Raw genomic sequence first — 20,812 nt, forward strand, 5'->3', positions numbered from 1 at the left:
GTAACTGACAATGCTGAAGTTTGTTAAGCACACCACCCTCATCGGCCTGGTGGCCGTATCCGCTGTTTCAGCTCAAGCGGCCGACGTCACCTTGCGTGTCGGCCACCTGTGGCCTTCTGTGGCCGGTCCACACGTGGAACTGATGCAGGTTTGGGCGGATACCGTGGAAGAGCAATCCAACGGTCGTATTGAAGTTGAAGTCTACCCAGGCGGCGCTCTGGCCGCTCCGCCGGCTCAGTACGATGCAGTGACCAATCGCATTATGGACGTCACCGCTACCGTTCAGGGTTACACCGCTAACCGTTTCCCGCTGACTCAGGTTGTTGAGCTGCCGGGCGTGGTTTCCAGCGGCGAGCAAGGCGCTTGTGTCGTGCAGAGCCTGCTCGACGAAGGTTTGATCGCCGATGAATATAAAGACACCCACCCGCTGTTTCTGTTTACACATGGACCGGGCGGTTTCCACGTTAAAGGCACATCCATTCGTGAGCCGAGCGATCTGGAAGGTCTGCGCATTCGTCGTCCGACCACTGTGGTTGCCAACATCCTGAGCGAGCTGGGTGCCCAGCCGGTCGGCATGGCCGCGCCGGAGTCTTATACCTCCATGCAGCGTGGCGTGATTGATGGCGTAGCTCTGCCGTGGGAAGGCGCCTTGTCGTTCCGTCTGAACGAACTGGCTGACAGCCACACTGAGATCGGTGGTCTGTACACCCTGTCGTTCGTCGTCACCATGAACAAAGACGTTTACAACAGCCTGTCGGCTGAAAACAAAGCTGTGATCGATGCCGTGTCTGGCATGGATTGGTCGGATAAAGCCGGCAAACTGTTCGACGCTCTGGACGTTCGCGGTCGTGCACAAGCGGTCGAAATGGGTGACGAAATCATCCAGATCGAAGGTGGCACCGACAACCCGGCTTGGGCTCCGGCCATCGAAGCCGGTCGTAAAGCCTACCTGGACGACCTCGAAGCTCGTGGTCTGCCGGCGCGTGTGACTTACCAGCGCGCTCTGGAACTGGCCAATGGCGACTGTGCCCTCTAAGGCAATGCCCTCTAAACCGGCCTGACGGTGCCAGGGGCGGCTTCGGCCGCCCCTTTACCATCGTCCATTCGTGCTGACCGGAGAACTCCTGTGCGAACCCTGATTGACTGGATAAGAAAGTCCGCCTATGGCCTGAATTTGGTCGCTGGCGTGCTACTGATTGCGACCATGACGGTCGTGCTGGCAGAAATTCTGCTGCGAACGCTTTTTGGCATCACCGGTGGTCGGCTGGACCTGACATTTACCGGCAGTTTTGAACTGGTGCGCTGGGGCATGTTGCTGTCCATGGCGTATTGCATGCCCTACACCTTGCCGCGCGCTCAGGTGGTGGTCGATCTGTTCACCGACAACCTGCCGGAATGGCTGAAAGAGCGGCTCAAAGGTCTCTACACCCTGCTGTTTGGCGTCTTTGGTTTGTTGATGGTCTGGCTGTTGTTCAAGTCCGCCAGCACCGCTGCCATGAACGGCGAAACCTCACAAGATTTGTTGATCCCGATGCAGTTCATTTATTACCTGGCATCGGTCGGTATGTTGATGCTCGGCCTGCGCGGTCTGGCACTGACCTATGAAGAATTCTTTATGACCGACAGGAGGGAGTCATGAGTTCCGAAATTATCGGCTTCCTCTGTGTCGCCGGCATGTTTGGCCTGATCGCGCTGCGCATGCCCATTGCTCTGGCTATGGCGGTAACCGGCTTCGTTGGCTTTGGCTGGATCATCGCCTTTCGCCCGGCTATTTCCATTTTGGAAAACGGCGCCTTCGAAACGCTGTCGTCTTACGATTTCAGCCCCATTCCGATGTTTATTCTGATGGGTGTGTTTGCGTCGAAAGCGCGCATGTCGGCGGAATTATTCCACGGCGCCAAAACATTATTTGGCGCTTGGCGCGGCGGCATGGCGCTGGCGGCGGTGACCTCATGCGGGGTGTTTTCCGCCATCTCCGGTTCGTCACTGGCGACCGCCGCTTCAATGTCGAAAGTCGCGTTGCCGGAAATGAAAAAGAACGGCTACGCCGCGTCACTGGCGACCGGCACACTGGCCGCCGGCGGTACGCTCGGCATCATGATTCCGCCGTCGCTGGCGCTGTTGCTGTACGGATTGATGACCGAGCAATCGGTCGGTGACATGTTCATCGCCGGCATCATTCCGGGCTTGCTCGGCCTGGCGCTGTACATGGTGGCGATTGCCATCACCGTGGCTCTGAAACCGCAACTGGCAACGCCGGGTGACGCCACCAACTTGCGCGAAAAACTGGCCGGTCTGAAAGGTCTGATTCCGTTCGGCGCCATCTTCGCGCTGATCATCGGCGGTATTTACGGCGGTATTTTCACGCCGACCGAAGCGGCCTCTGTTGGCGCGGCCGGTGCGCTCGCCATCGCCTTGTTCCGGGGCATGACCTGGAAAGATTTCGTCGATGCCATTCAGGAAACGCTGATCATGTCGACGATGATTTTCTTCATGGTCATCGGCGCCGAAGTGTTCGGTTATTTCCTGCAGGTATCGCGCATTTCGCAGACGCTGATCGAAATCGTCACTCACCTGGAACTGTCACCGTTCATGGTGCTGCTGAGCATCCTGGCGCTGTACGTGGTGCTGGGCATGGTGATGGATTCGATTGCCATGTTGCTGCTGACGGTCCCCATCGTTTACCCGCTGGCCATGCAGGCCGGCTTCGACCCGATCTGGTTCGGCATCGTGACCGTAATCACTGTGGAGCTTGGTCTGATCACACCGCCAATCGGCATGAACGTTTTCGTCATCAAGTCGGTGTCTGAAGACGTGCGCATCACGGAAATCTTCAAAGGGGTCGTGCCCTTTGTGCTGTCGGACGTGGTTCGGCTGGCATTGCTGATCGCCTTCCCGGTGTTGGCCTTGGCATTGATTTAACGTCCGGGCCGAGGCTGCCGCCTTGGCCCACGCTAGAAGTGTTCGAGCCGGTTCAGGCCGGCTTTTTTCGCCCGGCGGCCGGGTGATTCCCACTCCCTTCCGACCGCGGTGAACTCAACAGAGGAGCATTGCAGATGAGTGTTGTCGTTCAAAACATCGAGCGCGCTGACCAGAGCATCATCGATGGCCTGGCCGAATGCGGCGTAGCGACCGTCCATGAAGCCCAGGGTCGCAAAGGTCTGCTGGCCGATTACATGCGGCCGATTTTCAAAGGCAAGATGCTGGCGGCATCGGCGGTCACCATCTCGGCACCGCCGGCCGACAACTGGATGGTGCACGTCGCCATCGAGCAGGTGCACGCCGGTGACATCCTGGTGCTGGCGCCCACGTCACCGTCCAACGCCGGTTATTTCGGCGATTTGCTGGCGACCTCCATGCAGGCGCGCGGTGGTATTGGTTTGATCATCGACGCCGGCGTGCGCGACACCAAAGACCTGACCGAGATGGATTTCCCGGTCTGGTCGAAAGCGATTTTCGCGCAGGGCACCGTCAAAGAGACTCTGGGTTCGGTCAACGTGCCCATCGTCTGCGCCGGCGAGCTGATTAATCCAGGCGATGTGATCGTCGCTGACGACGATGGCGTTTGTGTCGTGCGCCGCGAGGAAGCCGCCGAAGTGCTGCAAAAATCGCGCGATCGCATGGCGAAGGAAGAAGAGAAACGCAAACGTCTGGCCGCTGGCGAACTGGGCCTGGATATTTACGACATGCGTCCGCGCCTGAAAGAAAAAGGGCTGAAATATGTCTAAGTCGGCGCCTTGCATGTGGATGCGCGGCGGCAGCTCCAAAGGCGGGTTTTTCCTTGCGGACGACCTGCCAACCGACACCGCCGAGCGCGATGCCTTTCTGTTGAAGATCATGGGTTCGCCCGACGCCCGCCAGATTGATGGCATGGGCGGTGCCGACCCCTTGACCTCAAAAGTGGCCGTGGTCAGCAAGTCCGACAAACCGGATGTCGACGTCGAGTATTTGTTCCTCTACGTGCTGATCGACGAAGCCATCGTTAGCGACTCCCAAAACTGCGGCAATATGCTTGCCGGTGTCGGTCCGTTCGCGATTGAACGCGGCCTGGTGAAGGCAACCGGCGATGTCACTCCGGTGCGCATCTTTATGGCGAATACCGGCCAGATTGCGGTGGCCGACATCCAGACGCCCGGCGGCGACGTCACCTACGCTGGCGACGCCCGCATCGACGGCGTGCCCGGCACAGCGGCGCCAGTGCTGATCACCTTCAAAGACACCGCCGGCTCCAGTTGCGGCGCTCTGCTGCCGACTGGCAACGCTTACGACACCATCGAAGGCACCCGCGTTACCTGCATCGACAACGGCATGCCAACGGTGCTGTTGCGCGCGCGCGATTTCGGCATCAGCGGCACCGAAAGCCGCGAGGAAATGGACGCCAACGAAGAGCTGAAAGCGCGACTGGAAAAGATTCGCCTGCAAGCCGGTTATCTGATGAATCTGGGTGACGTGAAAGACAAGACGGTGCCGAAAATGAGTCTGGTCAGCGCGCCGACGCACGGCGGCGTCATCTCCACCCGCACCTTTATTCCGCATCGCTGCCACGCCTCCATTGGCGTTCTGGGCGCGGTGTCGGTGGCAACCGCCTGCGCCATTGAAGGCTCGGTGGCGCACGAAGTGGCGCAGATCAGTGGCGATGAAATGGCGATTGAGCACCCCAGTGGCGAAACCACGGTGGTGTTAAAACGCGACGCCAACGGCGACGTCGAAAGCGCAGCCATGTTGCGCACCGCCCGCAAATTGATGGACGGCACGGTGTTCGCCTGAAGGGCGCAACATCCGTGTGGTCAATGACTGAAACACACGCCGGACGTGAACCGGCCTGGAGACCAACCGATGCCGATGAGTGAAGGCTATTTGCCGTTTCATCCCAACCCGAAAAAGCCCGACTACCAACCGCCCGCGGGCGCGGTCGATGCGCACTGCCACGTCTTTGGCCCGGAAGCGCAATTCCCGTACGCGCCGGAACGCAAATACACGCCGTGCGACGCCGGTAAAGACCAGTTGTTCGCGCTGCGCGACCATCTGGGTTTCAGCCGTAACGTCATCGTGCAGGCGTCCTGCCACGGCAAAAACAACGATGCGCTGGTCGATGCACTGCACACCGCAGGCGACCTGGCTCGCGGCGTCGCCTTCGTTGGCAAAGACGTCACCATCGACGAACTGAAAACCATGGACGCCGCTGGCGTGCGCGCGGTGCGTTTCAACTTCGTCAAACGTCTGGTCGACACCACACCGTGGGAAGACTTCCTGACCATCTACGAGAAGATCAAACCGCTCGGCTGGCACATTGTGGTTTATTTCGAAGCACCGGATCTGGAAGGTCTGAAACCACTGCTGGCGCAGTTTGACTGCACCATCGTCGTTGACCACATGGGCCGTCCGGATGTCGGCGAAGGCCTGGATGGCGCCGGTTTTCAATCGTTCATCAAACTGCTCGAAGACAACCCCAACATCTGGACCAAAGTCAGCTGCCCGGAACGCCTGACCATCGATGGCCCGCCTTACGACGACGTGGTGCCGTTTGCCCGTACCCTGGTCGAGCGGTTCCCGGATCGCGTGTTGTGGGGCACCGACTGGCCGCACCCGAACATGAAATCGCACGTGCCGGACGACGGCCTGCTGGTCGATGTGATTCCGCGCATCGCCACCACCGAAGACGCGCGCCAGAAGCTGCTGATCGACAACCCGATGCGGCTGTACTGGGCGCGCTGAGCGAGGCCGACGGGCATGAGCCAACACGCATTCCAACTGGCGTTTATTGGTTTCGGCGAAGCCGCCGAAGCCTTCAGCAGTGGTGTGTCGCGACGCTTAGTCTCACGCCTGACGGCCTTTGATCTGAAAGCGAACAGCGCCGACGCAGCGGTTCGCGAGGCGCTGGCAGCGCGCTGCCAGGCGCAGAATGTGATCGCTTGCGACGCTCTGGCCGAGGCAATCAACAACGCCGATCTGGTCTGGTCGCTGGTCACCGCCGATCAGGCGCATGCGGCCGCCGAAGCCGCTGCGCCGCTGCTGAAACCCGGTGCCTTATTTCTGGACGCCAATTCCTGCGCGCCGCAAACCAAGCAACGTTCGGCGCGGTTGGTTGAACAGGCCGGTGGGCGCTATGTCGACGTTGCGGTGATGGCGCCGGTATTGCCCAGCCGCCATCGCACGCCGCTCTTGGTCAGTGGCGACCACGCTGCCGCCGCTTTGGATACGTTGCAGGCGCTGGACATGAACGCTCGCGAACAAGTCGGGCCAGTGGGGCGCGCTTCGTCGGTGAAGATGGTGCGCTCGATCATGGTCAAAGGTCTGGAAGCGTTGACCGCCGAATGCGTGCTCGCGGGCCGCCTGGCGGGTGTCGATGACGACGTTCTGGCGTCGCTGAACGCCACTCACGGCGGCTCTCACAACAGTGCGGACTGGGCCGACCGCAGCGCCTACAACCTGGAGCGCATGCTGCAACACGGCGAACGTCGCGCCGCTGAAATGACGGAAGTCAGCCTGTTTTTAACGGAACTGGGCATGGCACAGCCGTTATCCGAACGAACCGCCCAATGGCAACGCCGCTTGGGCGAATTACAGCTGGCCTCGGCCGCGCATGAGGATTATCGCCTCACCGCCGACGCCCTGATTGCTGCTTTAAACCTCAAACCCCTGACGGAGGATTGATATGAAAATCTGTGTAGCCGGTGCCGCCGGTGCCTTTGGCATGAAACATCTGGATGCCCTGGCCGCCATCGATGGCGTGGTAGTGCACTCCGTTGTCGGCCGCGACGCCGACGGCATCGCCGAATTCGCTAAAGAACGCGGCTTTGCCAATTACCACACCGACCTCGCCGATGCGCTGAAAGACGACGCTCTCGATGCCGTCATCCTGGCGACGCCAACCCAGGTGCACGCCAGTCAGGCGATTCAATGCCTGAAAGCCGGCAAACACGTCATGGTGGAAATCCCCATGGCCGACAACATCGAAGACGCGCGCGGACTGGTTAAAGTGCAGCAGGAAACCGGCCTGGTTGCGATGGCCGGCCACACCCGCCGCTTCAACCCCAGCCACCAGTGGATCCACAACAAGATCAAAGCCGGTGAGCTGAAGATTCAGCAAATGGATGTGCAAACCTATTTCTTCCGTCGCTCCAACAAGAACGCCCTGGGCAAGCCGCGTTCCTGGACCGACCACCTGCTGTGGCACCACGCGTGCCACACGGTCGATCTGTTTCAGTACCAGACCGGCGAAAAAGCCTCTCACGTTCAGGCGATGGAAGGCCCGATGCACCCGGAGCTGGGCATCGCCATGGACATGAGCATCGGCATGAAAGTGCCGTCTGGCGCGCTGTGCACCTTGTCGCTGTCGTTCAACAACGACGGTCCGTTTGGCACTTTCTTCCGCTATATCTGCGACAATGGCACCTACATTGCGCGTTACGACGATCTGGTTGATGGCAAAGAAAACCCGATCGACGTTTCCAACGTAGATGTATCGATGAACGGCATCGAATTGCAGGATCGCGAATTCATCAACGCCATTCGCGACGGTCGCGAACCCAATTCCAGCGTGGCTCAGTGCCTGCCGGCGATGGAAAGTCTGCACCAAATGGAACAACTGCTGATTCAACAACGCTGATTCAATGTCTTGGCTGGCTTAGCCAGCCAAAGTCACCCTACTTCGACCTTTGTTCGTTGTCGGTTTTGTGAAGCTCTGCTACTTTTTATTAGCAACAGATGATGTTGAACCGGCTTCTGGATGGCTTGGTTTGGAGGACGGGCATGGACACACCGAGAGGCGCCAAGCGACTGCACGACAGTCCCCTCAGCCTCGTTCAGGACGCCCAGGACAACCCTTGCCCGGTATTATTGGTCGATGCCGACGGCACCTTGCTTGAGGCAAACGCCGGTAGCTGGCTGGTGCAACACCAGTGGGGCGTGAATCCGGGTGACCAATTGCCCGAACCCTGGTTGAGCAAGGCACTCGACGCACTCAACAGCGGCGAAACGCAGGAGGCGACGCTCTCCTCCGGTATGGTCAGCACCGCTTTGTTATTCCTGCCGTTACCCGCCTCGCGCCAAATCAGCGTCATCGGCATCGACATTACCTCCCGCAAGCAAATCGAAGAAAAAATTGAGCTCAATGCCCGGGTATTCGAATCGGCCCTCGAAGGCATTTTGATCATGGACCCGGATATGCGCGTCATCGACGTCAATCCGGCCTACAGCGAAATCACCGGCTATGCGCCCGGTGACGTGCTCGGCGAAACCGCCACCTTTCATGCTGACATGGACGAAACCCGCGAATTCATGGCGTCGCTGAGTCAGTCGCTGCTCGCCAAAGGCAGCTGGCAGGGCGAACTGTGGAGCCAGCGTCCGGACGGCAGCCGGTATGCCCAATGGCTGTCGATCACCGAAGTGCGCAGCGACGACGGCAACCTCAGCCAGTACATCGCCGTTCTGACCGATGTCACCCGCCAGAAAGAAGCCGAAGAACAACTGTTTCGCATGGCGCACTACGACCAGTTAACCGGCCTGTCGAACCGGCGTCTGTTTGACGACCGGCTGGCGCAGGCGATGTCGTCGGCCGATCGCAGCGGCGAATGCATCGGTCTAATGCTGATCGATCTCGACGGCTTCAAACTGGTCAACGACCACCTCGGCCATCGCTCCGGCGATGAAATGCTGCGCATCGTCGCGCGACGCATCGAAGCCTGCGTGCGTGAAAGCGATACGGTGGCACGCATGGGCGGCGACGAATTCTTGTTGCTGCTGCGTCATCTCGATCAACTCGACAGCGCCGACCTGATCGCCGAACAAATTCTCGCGCGCATCGCCGAGCCGGTGACACTCGAAGATCAGGAATTCTTTCTCACCGCCAGCATCGGCATCAGCGATTATCGACGCGGCCAGAGCAGCGAAAAATTACTGCGCCTGCTCGACAGCGCCATGTACGCCGCCAAAGCCAATGGCAAAAACGGTTACCAGCGCGTGTCCGAAAGCCTGGTCGAACACCTGGGCGAGCGGCTGACCCGACAGGCCAAACTGCGCCGCGCCATTGAAGACGGCGAAATCGTCAATCGCTACCAAGGCATTGTCGATTTAAACAGCGGCCGACTCACCGGCCTGGAAGTGCTGGCACGCTGGGATTCTCCGTCCGAGGGATTGCTCGGCCCGGGTTACTTTATCGACATCGCCGAAGAGTCCGGGCTGATCCGGCCACTCGGTGAACACGTATTGCGTTCTGCTTGTGCCCAGGGTGCAGCCTGGCGTCGGCAAGGCATCGCCTTTGGCCGGCTGAGCGTCAACGTTTCTGCCCAGCAACTGCGCGATACGCAATTCGTGCAGCGCGTGCAGAACATTCTTAAGGAAACCGGCTACCCGGCCGATGGATTGGACTTGGAACTGAGCGAGGCCGTCTGGATAGAAGGCCGTGAAGATGTCATCGGGCATTTGCACCGTTTGCGCGAACTTGGCATTACCGTTTCGATCGACGACTTCGGTACGAAATACGCTTCTCTGTCGTATTTGAAACATTTGCCAGTGGATCGATTAAAGATCGATAAAAGCTTCGTGGACGATGTGGCCGCAGACCCGGTGACCTCCGCCATCGTTGGCTCTATTATGACGATGGCGGATGCCATTGGTCTGGCCGTTGTGGCCGAAGGTGTCGAGCGTCGAGAACAGCTCGATCAATTGGCAAAACACGGCTGCCGTTTTATCCAGGGTTATTATTTTTGTCGGCCGGAAACGGCCAGTGTTGTACCCGCGCTGGCTGCTCGTGACACCATGCTCGTCGATCCCGAGGGAATCACGCCGTTATGAACGAAGTACTGACTTTCAGCATCCAGCCGGATTGGCACGAAATCGCGCGCATCAATGATCAGACGCAAGCGTTTTTGCGTCAGACCGATCTGCCCGACCCCGCCATCGACACCTACACCATGGTCATCTGCGAACTGCTGGAAAACAGCATCAAGTACGGCAGCGAAGGTGAAACCATCGACGTCAAAGTCGCCATCTCCGAGGCGGAAATCAGCATTCAGGTCGACAACTCCATCAGTCGACACAACCGGCCGCATCTGGCTGAGCTTGATCGCACCTTGCAATGGATACGGGGCGTTCAAGACCCCTATCAGGCGTACCTAGAGCGTATTCGGGAAATTTCCCGTGAACCATTGAACATGGCACGCAGTTGCCTGGGCCTGGTTCGCATCGCTTACGAAGGCCGCGCCAATATCGATTTTATTCTGGATGATAACGACCGGTTGAGCGTCTCGGCCCAAGCGCCGCTGAATCGCGCTCCGCTCAACCGCCAACCGGAGGTTCCACAATGAGTTCTATGGACGCAGTATTTGACGATGGCACTCTGAAAATTTCCCGCATTACCGACAATGGAACCCTGCGGTTGGAAATGATCGGCAAGTGCATCATTCGCGACGCCAACGATACGTTGATGCCGATTTTCGCCAAAGCCATGGAAGAAGCGGCGGAAAGCCAGTTACGTTTGATGCTCGATTTCCGTCAGGTCACTTACATGAATTCCTCGTCGTTCGCGCCGGTCATCAAGGTGTTGGAGAAAGCCCGTCTGGGCACTCAGGCATTGACCATTTGCTACGACCGTCAGCAAAAATGGCAAACCATTTCGTTCTCCGCCATGACCATTTTCAAGACGCCGGACGAACGCATTTTGATCGACGGGGGTTCGGCTTAATGACAACGCCGCAAGCGGACAATCAGAGCGTGGACAACGAACAGCGCACCAGTCTGAACGGACGCTTGGTGCGCGGCGACCAGTCCTACGACGTCACTCTGCGTTACGCCTCGCAATACTCACTTTGGTTGCGGTTTGTCGACGCGCCTGCGGAAAATCCCGTTGGCGTTTATGACCATCTGACGCTGAATGCCGAAACCCTGACCATCGAGACCGGCCGTTGCGAAATTCTGCCACCGGCGCACGATCAGGCGGATTTCCGGCTGGTCGCTTTGGAAAACATTCACGACTTTAAAAAGCTGCTGTTTGATGGCCGCGTCGACGTACTCGACAACACCGCTCGCAATTTACCGTTGGTGCTGAGTTACAAAGACAACATCGACCCGGCGTTTCGCGAACACGTCGCCGACATCGCCTACGACCTGAGCATTTATCACAATCTGTTCGATCGTCTGGACGAAGAATACGCCGGCGAACCGCCGGAAGTGGCTGAACGCATTCAGGCCGGCATCCTGGCCAGCCTCGGGCCACAACTGCACGCCTGCATCGACGAACACATTCAACGTCTGGAAAGCCTGATCGCCGGATTCGACGGCGAACAACACAGCCACCACGGTTACTATCTGCGCAAACTCATCTGGGGCGATTTATTAACGGCGCCGTTTATTGCGCGCACTAATCTGAAGCCGCGTGGTTACATCGGCGATTCTGAAATGATGGCGATGTGCTATCGCAACACCTACGAAGGCGATTCCACGTTCGGCAAGTTATTGCACAAACATCCGGTCTCGGCGCCGGGTGCGCAGGCGGTACGCAATCGTCGGGAAATCATTCCGCAATTGATTCGAACCCAACTGGCGCGTTGGCCGGCATCGGTGGAAGCGCCGTTCAAATTCCTCTCGGTGGCCTGTGGTCCGGCGCGTGAATTGGCAGACATGTACGTCGATCCGCAAGACGTCGAACGCATACATGCATCCTTGCTCGATCAGGACCCGGCAGCGCTGTACGAAGCCGGCAAAACCGTGGAATCGATCGAGGCGCAACTCGATGGTAAGCTGTCGGTCGATTTTATTCGTGAGTCGGTACGGACACTGTTATCGACACGCGAACTGAAAGAACGCTGGGGTGACTTCCATTTTATTTATTCGATGGGGTTATTCGACTATTTGACGCCACCCGTAGCCAGTGCAGTGTTACGAAAACTCTATGCTTTATTGCTGCCCGGTGGTGAAATGGCGATCGGAAACTTTCACGAATGTAATCCAAGTCGCTACTATATGGATTACTGGCTGGATTGGCCGATCATCTACCGCACCGAAGAAAGCTTCACGGCGCTGGCAGAGGGTCTCAAGGGCGCCGAGACCTGGATCGAGTTTGACGATACCGGTGTCCAAATGATGCTACGCATACGGAAACGGGAATCTTGAGCCGAGTAACAGAACAAAAACACGGCGCAAACGTCGACGACGCCGTCAAGCATACCGACTTTGATGCCTACCAAACCGAACTGGTGCACGGTTGGTTACGCACCGTGGCCTTTTTGGCAACGGGCCTGGTCCCGTTATTTTTCGTGCTCGATGTTATTTTATTGCCGCACGAGTTAATTCCTCTGTTTGCGCTGTACCGCGGTTTATCAACCGCTCTGATTCTGCTGCAATTCGTTATTCTCAGTCGGACCAAACCCGGTCCGATGTCGTATTTCCACGGCTATTTCGCATCCTTCCAGATTGGCGGTTTTATCGCCTTGATGACCGTTCACCTGGGCGGTTTTGATGACGGTTATTACGTCGGTCTGATTCTGGTGATTATCGGCGTCAACCTGTTGTTGCCCTGGCGCGGTAAACACACCGGTTTGAACACCTTGATCATCATCGGCATGTATCTGGGTTTAAACCTGGCGCATCCGCAGCCGTACGACTTCCGTTTGCTGGTGAACAACCTGTTCTTCCTGTGCAGCAGCGGCATTCTGGCGGTGTCGATCAACGAATTGCGCCATCGGCTGATCGCCAACGAATTCTCGCTGTTGATCAAACTGAAAGAAGCGCGGGATTCGTTATGGGGAGAAATGGAACTGGCGCAACGCATTCAGATGTCGCTGCTGCCGCGCCGCTTGAATCTCACCGGTTATGACATCGCCGCTTTGATGGAACCGGCACAGGAAGTCGGTGGCGATTATTACGAAGTGTTCGAAACCGAAACCGGTGCGCGCTATGTCGCCATCGGGGACGTCGCCGGTCACGGCCTGAATGCCGGCCTGATCATGATGATGGTGCAGACCAGTTTGATGACGCTGCTCAAATCCGAACCGGATTGCTCGCCGGTGCGAGCGCTGGAAACCATCAACGCCGCTCTGCGCGAAAACGTCGGCCGTTTGGGTTCGGATCACTACATGACGATGACGATTCTCAAACTGGGCGACGAAATCATCGAAATTGCCGGTCATCACCAGGACATCCTGGTGCATCGCTACGCCAGCAATACCCTGGAAATTCAGCCGACCACCGGCACCTGGCTGGGCATCACCGACGATCTGCGCGGCCTGATTGATTCACTGACGCTGACGATTGAACCCGGCGACACCCTGCTGCTGTTCACCGACGGCCTGACTGAAGCGGGCGAAGAACACGGCGATATGTTCGGCCAGCAGAATCTGGAGCGCTTGTTCCGCCAAGGCGTCGCTGGCGACCCGGAAGACATCACCCGTACCCTGCTTGATGGCGTCAAAGCCTATCAGCAGCAGCAAGACGACGACATGACCGCTTTGGTGGTGCGCCGCTGCATCGACAAAGATGGCCTACACCCCGCCAGCCAGGGCAGCAAAGCCCCGCTTTCTTCCGTCCCCTCTTCACAGAAGGCTTGATATGGACTCGCGACGCAAGGACCGGACCCGCTTTATCTATCGCCTACGTGCGGAAGCACAGGACGACCAGGGCCGGCTGTTCAACGGCCATCTGGTGGACGTGACTTTGGATGGCATGATGCTGATCGGCAACGCCTCGTTCGACGCCGGCACGCGTCTGGCGCTGACGGTCGACCTGCCTCACAACACCATGGGCAATGGGCAAATGGCGTTTTACGCCCAGGTGCGCTGGTGCGACCACGAAGCCGACCCGGATTTGTATGCACTGGGTTTGTCGCTGGAAGACATGTCGGCACAATCGCGCCAGACGTTGGAAGAATTAATGGTGCGTTTTCACGAATCCTCGACCGACGCCGCTGATGAAGCCGACGATTCACTGGTGCAGAATCGCGGCGGCGATCCGTTTGTGCACGGGCGTTGAAACGCCGCTGAACGCTTGACGGGAAACGGGAGACGCCGATTCGGTGTAGCTTGCGATTTCCGTTCAGCGTCTACCGTCAATAATAGTTCCGCATCAATTCACTGGCCCAATCGGGCTGACGAATCTCACCTCTGGGCAGGGTTTCGCGCCACACCGGTTTCAAATCCAGCAACGGCGTTCCGTCCACCGCATCCAGATCTTCAACCTGCACATTCAACCCTTCCACGCTCAACACCCGGCAATACGACACGCCGATGCGGTTATGACGCATGCGACCGCGTTGGGCAAAGATGCCAACCGATGGCCAGTCCGGGTTGCCGCGCGGACGACGGGCGCCTGTAGCAACGGCTTCATCAGCGTCGATGTGGAACCAGAAAAGCACTTCCAGATGCGACAGTGCCGCTACGCCCTGCAGCGCTTCCGGGCCAAACAGATCGGCGCGCAACGCCAGGGTGCAGCGGTTACCCGCCCAGCCGTCTTTGGTCGCCTCAACGCGGCCGCCCCGCACCCAGCCAATGGGTTGGAAATGAAAGTCGTCGGGAATCAGCTCAGCCATTGCCAGAACGCCTCGTTCATTGCGTCGGGGCGTTCCATGGTACTCATGTGACCGGCGTCTTCGATAGCCACGACGCGGCTATGAAGAACCTGTTCGGCCATTTCCTGGTGCTGAGACAGCGGGCTCCAGCTGTCGTGACTGCCGCAGATAAAGGTGGTCGGGCAGCGAATCGCCTGCAATACATCAGTGGCATCGGGGCGGTGAATCAAGGCATGAATCTGACGCTCAAAGGTGGCGACGGTCTTACTGCCGATCATCTCGACAATCTCACCCAGCAAGACGCTGTCACTCAACCGATCCGGGTGCACCATGCCCTGCACCCAGTCTTCGCCCATAACGGCCGTGCCCTGGCGTTGTGCCATCTCAACCAACCGCATCCGCCCGGCCACTTCGCGCTCGCCAGCCTCACCATCGGCCAGGGCTTTGTAGCCGGTATCGAGCAACGCCAAGCGCAACACCCGCTCTGGGGCACGACGCATCACTTCCAGCGCGACCCGGCCGCCCATCGAGTGGCCCGCCAATGCGAAGGTGTCGGGCGCTATCGACAAGGCATATTCGGCCATGGCACCCAAGTCATCAGCAAAATCGTAATCGGGCACGCGGCAATCCCAGGCGTCGCTAAGCGCATCGATTTGCGGTTGCCAGACACGCTGGTCACACATCAGGCCAGGCAGCAGCAGCAAAGTCGGTTTCATACGCTTTCCCCCACCGGCATTTTCAGCGTGAAGCTGGCGCGTCGCTCCAGAATGCGCCAGCCGGCGTCGGTGTTAACACAACGGTCGTGAAATTCTCCTACCAGACAGCGGTGCAACGGCGCACCAAAAACACCATCGACCAGTTCGCCGTCGTCGCTGGAATACAGCGTTACATAGCAATGGGCACGCACGTCGTTGGCCGATTCGATATCGACACTCAGATTCGACACCAGATGACGGTTCAAACGCTGCGCCGGGTTTTGTTCATAGGAGGCGGCAATGGCTGCCGGGCCGATCAGCGGCTCGGGCGTGGTGGGCCGATACAGCCGGCCTTCGGCGTGAAAACACTGGTCCAGTGCCTGGAACTGCTTGCTGTCGATGGTCTTGCCGGTGCGAATGATCAGCGCTTCAACCGCCCGGTGGATCAGGCAGCGATCCAGTTCTGATAGTGCGTGGCTCATCTCGGCCTCCCCTGTCTTGTTGTGCGCCAAGGATACTCAGTTCAACGACGCAACGGGGCCATGGACAGTGCGTTCCGCCGTTGCAAAAAAGCTCAGCGTTTCAATGCAGCGGCGAGTTCCGTCAACGCACTCAGCGTCTGGCTGGGCGCGAGTTCCCAAGGGTCGAACACAACCGCCGCCGACCGCTGTATCCAGGCCGCCTGCCAGCCGGCCGAGCGGGCGCCAATCACATCGAAAGGGTTAGAGGAAACCAGCCAGGTGGTCGCTGCCTCGGCGTTCGTGCGCGCCAGAAAGTGGGCATACACCTTCGGATCCGGTTTGAAGCTGTGCACATCGTCAACACTGACGATACCGGCGAAGCAATCACGCAACCCGGCGTTTACCAACAAGGTGTCAACTGCCGTCGCCTGGCCGTTGGAAAACGCCCAGAGTTGATAACCCTCGGCTTGCAGGCTGTGCAAGGCGGGCAGCGCATCGGTAAAAGCGGGTAAGTGCTGATAGCAGTCGAGTAACTGTTGGCGTTGGTCGGCTTGGAGCGAATGCTGATGAAAGGCCAGCGCAAAATCCAACGCCTGACGGGTGCATTCGGAAAAGGGTTGATAACGACCCATCAGACCGCGACGAAACGCGTATTCGAGTTGTTTATCGCGCCAGGTCCGGCTGACCGCTGCGGCATCGCTGCCGACCATCCCGGTTAAGGTTGTTTCCACGCCTCGGGTATCGATCAGCGTGCCGTAGATGTCGAATGCCAGCGTCAGTGTCATCGTCGCGCTCCGTGAATCGGGCGTTCAGACTCGGTCAGACGCGGCTGTCGGTCAACTCTTTGAGGAACTCGATGAACAATCGTGTTTTGGCGCTGAGCATGCGCCGACTGGTGTAAACAGCCGACGCCTTGGCCGGTGCATCCAGCGCGTATTCGCGGCCGACTTCCACCAGTTGGCCCTGGTCGATCAAATCGGCGCAATAAATGCGCGGCAACAGACCAATGCCCGTCCCGGCGGCCACGGTGTCGCGCACCATAATCGGGTCAATGGTTTCAATCGTCGCTTCAATTTCCGCCTTCTGTTTTTCGCCGTGATGGCGAATCAGCAACGGCGTTTTGTTGTAGCGGCGCTCGCACACTTTCACTTCCGCCAGCAGTGATTCCAGGCTGTCGAAGCGGTGTTCCGCCGAAAAGGTTTTCGGATTCGCCACCCACACCAGTGGCGTTTCAAATAACGGCACAGCGATCAGTTCGGAATCGGGTAAGTCACCAACCTGAACCGCCAGATCGATGTGATCGCCGATCAAATCAACCGTCGTCGGCGTCACCTGAATGGTCAGTTGAATTTCCGGATAGCGTTCGTAGAACCGGTGCAGATGGCCGCCGAGAATGTGGCGACTGAACGCCATTGGCAGCGACACCGTCAACTCACCGCTGGGGGTATGAGTCAGACCGTTCATCTGCGCATCGGCCACTTCGATCTGTTCCATGATCAACTGGCAATGCTTGAAGAAAATTTCGCCTTCGCTGGTCATGCGCATCTGGCGCGAATTGCGCTCCAGCAACCGCACTTGCAGATCATCTTCCAAACGTTGAATGAAACGACTGACGCTCGATTTAGGCATCCGCAGCGCCCGGGCGGCGGCGGAAATGCCTTCACGTTCGACCACAGCCACAAAGACAGGCAAGTCGGCAATGTTCCACTTCACGAACGAAACGTCCTATTGTTATAGGTTGTTCCAGATTGTGCCCTTAACTAGGCTGATTGTCACCCTATTCCAGCGCTGGGCAGTCGCGTACGCCCTAAAATAACGCTAACGCAGAAAGCGCCGGAACGAATACCAAAGGGTCAACCCAATAGACCCACTCAAGAGGCGAGACCCATGAAACGCGAAGATCGTGACTACATGGACATCCCTGGCACCTACGTCATGGATGGCCAGCACTGCCGTCAGGGCTACCACCTGAACATGTTCTGCATGTCGCTGAACAAGGCAGAAAACCGGGAGGCGTTTCGCCAAGACGAAGCCGCCTATCTGGACAACTTCAAGCTGACACCAGAACAGCGCCGGGCAGTTTTGGAGCGCGACTGGCTCGGCCTTTTGCGTCTGGGCGGCAACATCTATTACACCTTCAAGCTCGCCATTTTTGATGGTCGCTCCATGCAGTACGTCGGTGGCGAAATGAGCGGCATCACCGAAGAAGAGTTTGCGCAGATGATGATTCAGGGCGGGCGTTCCGTCGAAGGCAACCGCAGCAAAAAAGCACAGGAGCGCTGAACCATGGCAAAGATCACAACCGGCATCGGTACCTCCCACGTACCGGCCATCGGTGCCGCCATCGACAATGGCAAGACCCAAAACGATTACTGGAAACCGCTGTTTGACGGTTACCAACCGGTGCGCGACTGGCTCAAAGAGAACAAGCCTGACGTCGCCATCGTCGTCTACAACGACCACGCCTCAGCCTTCGGCCTGAACCTGATCCCCACCTTCACTTTAGGTGTCGCGGAATCGTTCAATCCGGCTGACGAAGGTTACGGCCCGCGCAAAGTGCCGGTCGCCCAGGGCGAACCCGACCTCGCCTGGCATTTGGTCGAGTCGCTGATTCTCGATGAGTTCGACATCACCATCGCCAACGAAATGGACATCGACCACGGCTGCACCGTGCCGCTGTCGATCACCTTCGGCGAGCCGGATGAATGGCCGTGCAAAATCATTCCGCTGTGTGTCAACGTCATTCAATACCCGCCACCGACCGGCAAGCGTTGCTACGATTTAGGCAAAGCGATTCGCAAAGCCGTCGAAGCGTTCGACAAAGATCTGAACGTCGCCATCTTCGGCACCGGCGGTATGTCGCATCAATTGCAGGGCGAGCGCGCCGGCTTGGTCAACGAAGAATTCGACCGCGCTTTTCTGCACAATTTGACCGCCGACGTTCCCAGCCTGGTGAAAAAGCCGCACGTGGAATACATGCGTGAAGCCGGCTCCGAAGGCATCGAACTGGTGATGTGGCTGATCATGCGTGGTGCCCTGGGCGACAACGCCACGGAAACCTACAGCTTCTATCACGTGCCTGCGTCCAACACTGGCGCTGGCATCATCCTGCTGGAAAGCGACTGACGCCGACCGCAGAGAACAACAAAAGGGGCCGACTGGCCCCGAATAAATCGACGCAACACTACCCTATTTGGAGTGCATCATGATCATTGATTGCCACGGTCACTACACAACAGCTCCGGGCGAGTTGGGCGAATACCGCGACCGTCAGCGCGCCGAGCTGAAAACCGATCCGAACTTCCGCACCAGCAAAGGCGCGCTCAACATCAGCGACAACCAGATTCGCGACAGCATCGAAAACAACCAGCTCAAACTGCAACGCGAACGCGGCACCGACGTCACCATTTTCTCGCCGCGCGCCAGTTGGATGGGCCACGATCTGGGCAACGAAAGCACCAGCGTCGCCTGGACCGAACACTGCAACGACCTGATCAAACGCGTCTGCGATCTGTACCCGGAAAACTTCGTTCCGGTCGCGCAGTTGCCGCAAAGCCCGCAAGTCACACCCGAAGCCTGCGTCGCTGAACTGGAGCGCACCGTCAATGAAATGGGCTTCATCGGTTGCAACCTGAACCCCGATCCGTCCGGCGGTTTCTGGAAAGACAAACCGCTGCACGACAAATTCTGGTACCCCATCTACGAAAAGATGAGCGAGCTGAACATCCCGGCGATGATTCACGTCAGCGGCGCCTGCCACCCCAGCTTTGAAACCACCTCGTCTTATTATTTAAGCGCCGACACCACCGCCTTTGTGCACCTGATGATGTCCGACTTATTTAAAGATTTTCCGGACCTGAAATTCATCATCCCGCACGGCGGCGGTGCCGTGCCTTACCACTGGGGTCGCTTCCGTGGTATCAGCGAAGACAAAGGCCTGGGTGATCTGGAAGAACGCGTACTGAACAACATCTATTTCGACACCTGCGTCTACCACCAGGAAGGCATCGATCTGTTGCTGGATGTGATTCCGACCAAAAACATCCTGTTCGCCTCAGAAATGATCGGCGCAGTGCGCGGCATCGACCCCCGCACCGGCCATTATTACGACGACACCAAGCGCTACATCGACGGCAACACCAAACTCAGCGCTGCCGAAAAGAAAATGATTTTTGAAGACAACGCCCGCGCTGTATTTCCGCGTTTAAAGGTGTAATCGAAACCGGCCGCATGCAACAACTGCGGCCGCCATCGAATCAACATTCCCATCTTGTGTTGTGCTTTGCCCGCCGTTTTCGGCGGGTTTTTTTATTCATCTAAAACGCTATTGCGCAACTCACCAACGCCATCGATTTTCACCACAACGTCATCCCCCGGTTGCAACCAAACACGCGGTTTGCGAAACGCGCCGGCGCCGCCGGGCGTGCCAGTGACGATGACATCGCCTGGGTTTAATTGAGAGAACGTGCTGATGTATTCAATCAGTTGCGCAACATCAAACACCAGATCGCTGACCGGTGTGTCTTGCATAATGTCACCGTTCAAAATGGTAGACAGGTGCAGTTTGGACGGATCGGGAATTTCATCTGTGGTCACCAGTGCCGGGCCAAACGCGCCGCTGCCGGGGAAATTTTTTCCCGGCGTGAATTGCGAGGTGTGCATTTGCCAATCGCGCACCGAGGCATCGTTGTAACAGCTATAGCCGGCGACATAGTCCAGCGCGTTTTCAGCCGGGACATGACGCGCAGTTTTGCCGATGACAACGGCCAGTTCGCCTTCGTAATCGAAACGATGCGATACCTTGGGGCGAACCAAGGGTTGCTGGTGGCCCACCTGAGTGTCGGCGTAGCGGGTGAAGATCATCGGATAGTCCGGTTTCGGCATGCCGGTCTCTTCGATGTGGCGCGCGTAGTTAATGCCGATGCAGTAAATTTTTTCGGCGTCGGGAATCACCGGCAAATAATTCAGATCCGCTTCGTTAATAACCGGCAACGTTGTTAACAACGGTTGCAGTGACGACAAACCCGCGCCTCGCAACAAGGCTTTGATCGACGGCGCAATAGCACTCGCATCGCGAATACCATCGTTTTCCAGAACGCCCCAACCGGCGTTGCCCGCCCGTTCAAACGACACTAATTTCATCAGCGACCTCGAGT

General features: G+C 58.0%; 23 protein-coding genes. 17 read left to right on the forward strand and 6 right to left on the reverse strand.

What is annotated here, in order from left to right:
- Positions 1-10 precede the first annotated feature (10 nt).
- The 14 genes from DW349_RS16095 (at position 11) to DW349_RS16160 (ending at position 13,965) form a co-directional block, all read left to right on the forward strand.
- Complete coding sequence (locus DW349_RS16095; protein WP_108124203.1) at positions 11-1,036, forward strand: TRAP transporter substrate-binding protein; 1,026 nt, start codon at positions 11-13, stop codon at positions 1,034-1,036.
- 90 nt (positions 1,037-1,126) lie between these two features.
- A complete protein-coding gene (locus DW349_RS16100) occupies positions 1,127-1,639 on the forward strand; it encodes a TRAP transporter small permease (protein WP_108124204.1) in 513 nt (170 codons plus the stop codon).
- Positions 1,636-2,922 carry a TRAP transporter large permease gene (locus tag DW349_RS16105; protein WP_108124205.1) on the forward strand — a complete coding sequence of 429 codons (1,287 nt, stop codon included), beginning with the start codon at positions 1,636-1,638 and terminating at the stop codon, positions 2,920-2,922. Before DW349_RS16100 ends, DW349_RS16105 begins: the two co-directional genes overlap by 4 nt.
- A 134-nt stretch (positions 2,923-3,056) precedes the next feature.
- Complete coding sequence (locus tag DW349_RS16110) at positions 3,057-3,728, forward strand: 4-carboxy-4-hydroxy-2-oxoadipate aldolase/oxaloacetate decarboxylase (protein WP_108124206.1); 672 nt, start codon at positions 3,057-3,059, stop codon at positions 3,726-3,728.
- Positions 3,721-4,767: a 4-oxalomesaconate tautomerase gene (locus DW349_RS16115; protein ID WP_108124207.1), complete on the forward strand. Its 1,047-nt coding sequence runs from the start codon at positions 3,721-3,723 to the stop codon at positions 4,765-4,767. Before DW349_RS16110 ends, DW349_RS16115 begins: the two co-directional genes overlap by 8 nt.
- Positions 4,768-4,836: 69 nt before the next feature.
- On the forward strand, positions 4,837-5,715 hold the full coding sequence (locus tag DW349_RS16120) for an amidohydrolase family protein (RefSeq protein ID WP_306418306.1): 879 nt from the start codon (positions 4,837-4,839) through the stop codon (positions 5,713-5,715).
- Positions 5,716-5,730: 15 nt separating this feature from the next.
- Entirely contained in the window at positions 5,731-6,654 is a 924-nt protein-coding gene (locus DW349_RS16125) for an NAD(P)-dependent oxidoreductase (RefSeq protein WP_108124208.1), read from the forward strand.
- A 1-nt stretch (position 6,655) separates the two neighbouring features.
- A complete protein-coding gene (locus DW349_RS16130; RefSeq protein ID WP_108124209.1) occupies positions 6,656-7,609 on the forward strand; it encodes a Gfo/Idh/MocA family oxidoreductase in 954 nt (317 codons plus the stop codon).
- A 143-nt stretch (positions 7,610-7,752) separates the two neighbouring features.
- The gene (locus DW349_RS16135) at positions 7,753-9,795 is read left to right on the forward strand and encodes a putative bifunctional diguanylate cyclase/phosphodiesterase (protein ID WP_162824657.1); all 2,043 of its coding nucleotides are present in this window, start codon (positions 7,753-7,755) and stop codon (positions 9,793-9,795) included.
- On the forward strand, positions 9,792-10,307 hold the full coding sequence (locus tag DW349_RS16140) for an ATP-binding protein (RefSeq protein WP_108124211.1): 516 nt from the start codon (positions 9,792-9,794) through the stop codon (positions 10,305-10,307). The genes DW349_RS16135 and DW349_RS16140 overlap by 4 nt, the downstream gene beginning before the upstream one ends.
- Positions 10,308-10,312: 5 nt before the next feature.
- Entirely contained in the window at positions 10,313-10,684 is a 372-nt protein-coding gene (locus DW349_RS16145; protein ID WP_108124212.1) for a hypothetical protein, read from the forward strand.
- Positions 10,684-12,111: a class I SAM-dependent methyltransferase gene (locus DW349_RS16150; protein ID WP_157954230.1), complete on the forward strand. Its 1,428-nt coding sequence runs from the start codon at positions 10,684-10,686 to the stop codon at positions 12,109-12,111. The genes DW349_RS16145 and DW349_RS16150 overlap by 1 nt, the downstream gene beginning before the upstream one ends.
- Positions 12,108-13,544, forward strand: a complete 1,437-nt coding sequence (locus DW349_RS16155) for a PP2C family protein-serine/threonine phosphatase (RefSeq protein ID WP_108124214.1) — start codon at positions 12,108-12,110, stop codon at positions 13,542-13,544. Before DW349_RS16150 ends, DW349_RS16155 begins: the two co-directional genes overlap by 4 nt.
- Before the next feature lies 1 nt (position 13,545).
- Entirely contained in the window at positions 13,546-13,965 is a 420-nt protein-coding gene (locus DW349_RS16160) for a PilZ domain-containing protein (protein WP_157954231.1), read from the forward strand.
- A gap of 76 nt (positions 13,966-14,041) precedes the next feature.
- On the opposite strand, the gene DW349_RS16165 is transcribed toward DW349_RS16160, so the two are convergent.
- The 5 genes from DW349_RS16165 to DW349_RS16185 form a co-directional block, all read right to left on the reverse strand.
- The gene (locus tag DW349_RS16165) at positions 14,042-14,521 is read right to left on the reverse strand and encodes a TrmO family methyltransferase domain-containing protein (protein ID WP_108124216.1); all 480 of its coding nucleotides are present in this window, start codon (positions 14,519-14,521) and stop codon (positions 14,042-14,044) included.
- Positions 14,509-15,216, reverse strand: coding sequence for an alpha/beta fold hydrolase (locus DW349_RS16170; protein ID WP_108124217.1), 708 nt, complete (start codon positions 15,214-15,216; stop codon positions 14,509-14,511). The genes DW349_RS16165 and DW349_RS16170 overlap by 13 nt, the downstream gene beginning before the upstream one ends.
- Entirely contained in the window at positions 15,213-15,677 is a 465-nt protein-coding gene (locus DW349_RS16175) for a nuclear transport factor 2 family protein (RefSeq protein ID WP_108124218.1), read from the reverse strand. Before DW349_RS16175 ends, DW349_RS16170 begins: the two co-directional genes overlap by 4 nt.
- A gap of 92 nt (positions 15,678-15,769) precedes the next feature.
- Positions 15,770-16,441, reverse strand: coding sequence for a haloacid dehalogenase type II (locus DW349_RS16180; protein ID WP_108124219.1), 672 nt, complete (start codon positions 16,439-16,441; stop codon positions 15,770-15,772).
- Positions 16,442-16,475: 34 nt separating this feature from the next.
- Positions 16,476-17,369 (reverse strand): LysR family transcriptional regulator, encoded by an 894-nt coding sequence (locus tag DW349_RS16185; protein ID WP_108124220.1) that lies wholly within the window; start codon positions 17,367-17,369, stop codon positions 16,476-16,478.
- Between the two features lie 174 nt (positions 17,370-17,543).
- Here DW349_RS16185 and ligA point away from each other — a divergent pair, with 174 nt between their 5' ends.
- The 3 genes from ligA (at position 17,544) to DW349_RS16200 (ending at position 19,872) form a co-directional block, all read left to right on the forward strand.
- Positions 17,544-17,939, forward strand: a complete 396-nt coding sequence (gene ligA / locus DW349_RS16190) for a protocatechuate 4,5-dioxygenase subunit alpha (RefSeq protein ID WP_108124221.1) — start codon at positions 17,544-17,546, stop codon at positions 17,937-17,939.
- 3 nt (positions 17,940-17,942) lie between these two features.
- A complete protein-coding gene (locus DW349_RS16195) occupies positions 17,943-18,782 on the forward strand; it encodes a class III extradiol dioxygenase subunit beta (protein ID WP_108124222.1) in 840 nt (279 codons plus the stop codon).
- A gap of 79 nt (positions 18,783-18,861) precedes the next feature.
- A complete protein-coding gene (locus tag DW349_RS16200; RefSeq protein WP_108124223.1) occupies positions 18,862-19,872 on the forward strand; it encodes an amidohydrolase family protein in 1,011 nt (336 codons plus the stop codon).
- 92 nt (positions 19,873-19,964) lie between these two features.
- Here DW349_RS16200 and DW349_RS16205 read toward each other — a convergent pair whose 3' ends face one another.
- On the reverse strand, positions 19,965-20,798 hold the full coding sequence (locus DW349_RS16205; RefSeq protein WP_108124224.1) for a fumarylacetoacetate hydrolase family protein: 834 nt from the start codon (positions 20,796-20,798) through the stop codon (positions 19,965-19,967).
- Positions 20,799-20,812 lie beyond the last annotated feature (14 nt).

The organism is Saccharospirillum mangrovi, assembly GCF_003367315.1.
Classification (GTDB): Bacteria; Pseudomonadota; Gammaproteobacteria; order Pseudomonadales; family Natronospirillaceae; genus Saccharospirillum; species Saccharospirillum mangrovi.

Excerpts from the sequence above, each read along its gene's own strand:
- ligA (WP_108124221.1), top strand. The coding sequence starts at position 17,544 with ATGAAACGCGAAGATCGTGACTACATGGACATCCCTGGCACCTACGTC.
- DW349_RS16175 (WP_108124218.1), bottom strand. The coding sequence starts at position 15,677 with ATGAGCCACGCACTATCAGAACTGGATCGCTGCCTGATCCACCGGGCG.
- DW349_RS16165 (WP_108124216.1), bottom strand. The coding sequence starts at position 14,521 with ATGGCTGAGCTGATTCCCGACGACTTTCATTTCCAACCCATTGGCTGG.
- DW349_RS16095 (WP_108124203.1), top strand. The coding sequence starts at position 11 with ATGCTGAAGTTTGTTAAGCACACCACCCTCATCGGCCTGGTGGCCGTA.
- DW349_RS16150 (WP_157954230.1), top strand. The coding sequence starts at position 10,684 with ATGACAACGCCGCAAGCGGACAATCAGAGCGTGGACAACGAACAGCGC.
- DW349_RS16135 (WP_162824657.1), top strand. The coding sequence starts at position 7,753 with ATGGACACACCGAGAGGCGCCAAGCGACTGCACGACAGTCCCCTCAGC.
- DW349_RS16145 (WP_108124212.1), top strand. The coding sequence starts at position 10,313 with ATGGACGCAGTATTTGACGATGGCACTCTGAAAATTTCCCGCATTACC.
- DW349_RS16115 (WP_108124207.1), top strand. The coding sequence starts at position 3,721 with ATGTCTAAGTCGGCGCCTTGCATGTGGATGCGCGGCGGCAGCTCCAAA.
- DW349_RS16205 (WP_108124224.1), bottom strand. The coding sequence starts at position 20,798 with ATGAAATTAGTGTCGTTTGAACGGGCGGGCAACGCCGGTTGGGGCGTT.
- DW349_RS16180 (WP_108124219.1), bottom strand. The coding sequence starts at position 16,441 with ATGACACTGACGCTGGCATTCGACATCTACGGCACGCTGATCGATACC.
- DW349_RS16140 (WP_108124211.1), top strand. The coding sequence starts at position 9,792 with ATGAACGAAGTACTGACTTTCAGCATCCAGCCGGATTGGCACGAAATC.
- DW349_RS16195 (WP_108124222.1), top strand. The coding sequence starts at position 17,943 with ATGGCAAAGATCACAACCGGCATCGGTACCTCCCACGTACCGGCCATC.
- DW349_RS16170 (WP_108124217.1), bottom strand. The coding sequence starts at position 15,216 with ATGAAACCGACTTTGCTGCTGCTGCCTGGCCTGATGTGTGACCAGCGT.
- DW349_RS16105 (WP_108124205.1), top strand. The coding sequence starts at position 1,636 with ATGAGTTCCGAAATTATCGGCTTCCTCTGTGTCGCCGGCATGTTTGGC.
- DW349_RS16120 (WP_306418306.1), top strand. The coding sequence starts at position 4,837 with ATGCCGATGAGTGAAGGCTATTTGCCGTTTCATCCCAACCCGAAAAAG.
- DW349_RS16125 (WP_108124208.1), top strand. The coding sequence starts at position 5,731 with ATGAGCCAACACGCATTCCAACTGGCGTTTATTGGTTTCGGCGAAGCC.
- DW349_RS16110 (WP_108124206.1), top strand. The coding sequence starts at position 3,057 with ATGAGTGTTGTCGTTCAAAACATCGAGCGCGCTGACCAGAGCATCATC.
- DW349_RS16130 (WP_108124209.1), top strand. The coding sequence starts at position 6,656 with ATGAAAATCTGTGTAGCCGGTGCCGCCGGTGCCTTTGGCATGAAACAT.
- DW349_RS16160 (WP_157954231.1), top strand. The coding sequence starts at position 13,546 with ATGGACTCGCGACGCAAGGACCGGACCCGCTTTATCTATCGCCTACGT.
- DW349_RS16200 (WP_108124223.1), top strand. The coding sequence starts at position 18,862 with ATGATCATTGATTGCCACGGTCACTACACAACAGCTCCGGGCGAGTTG.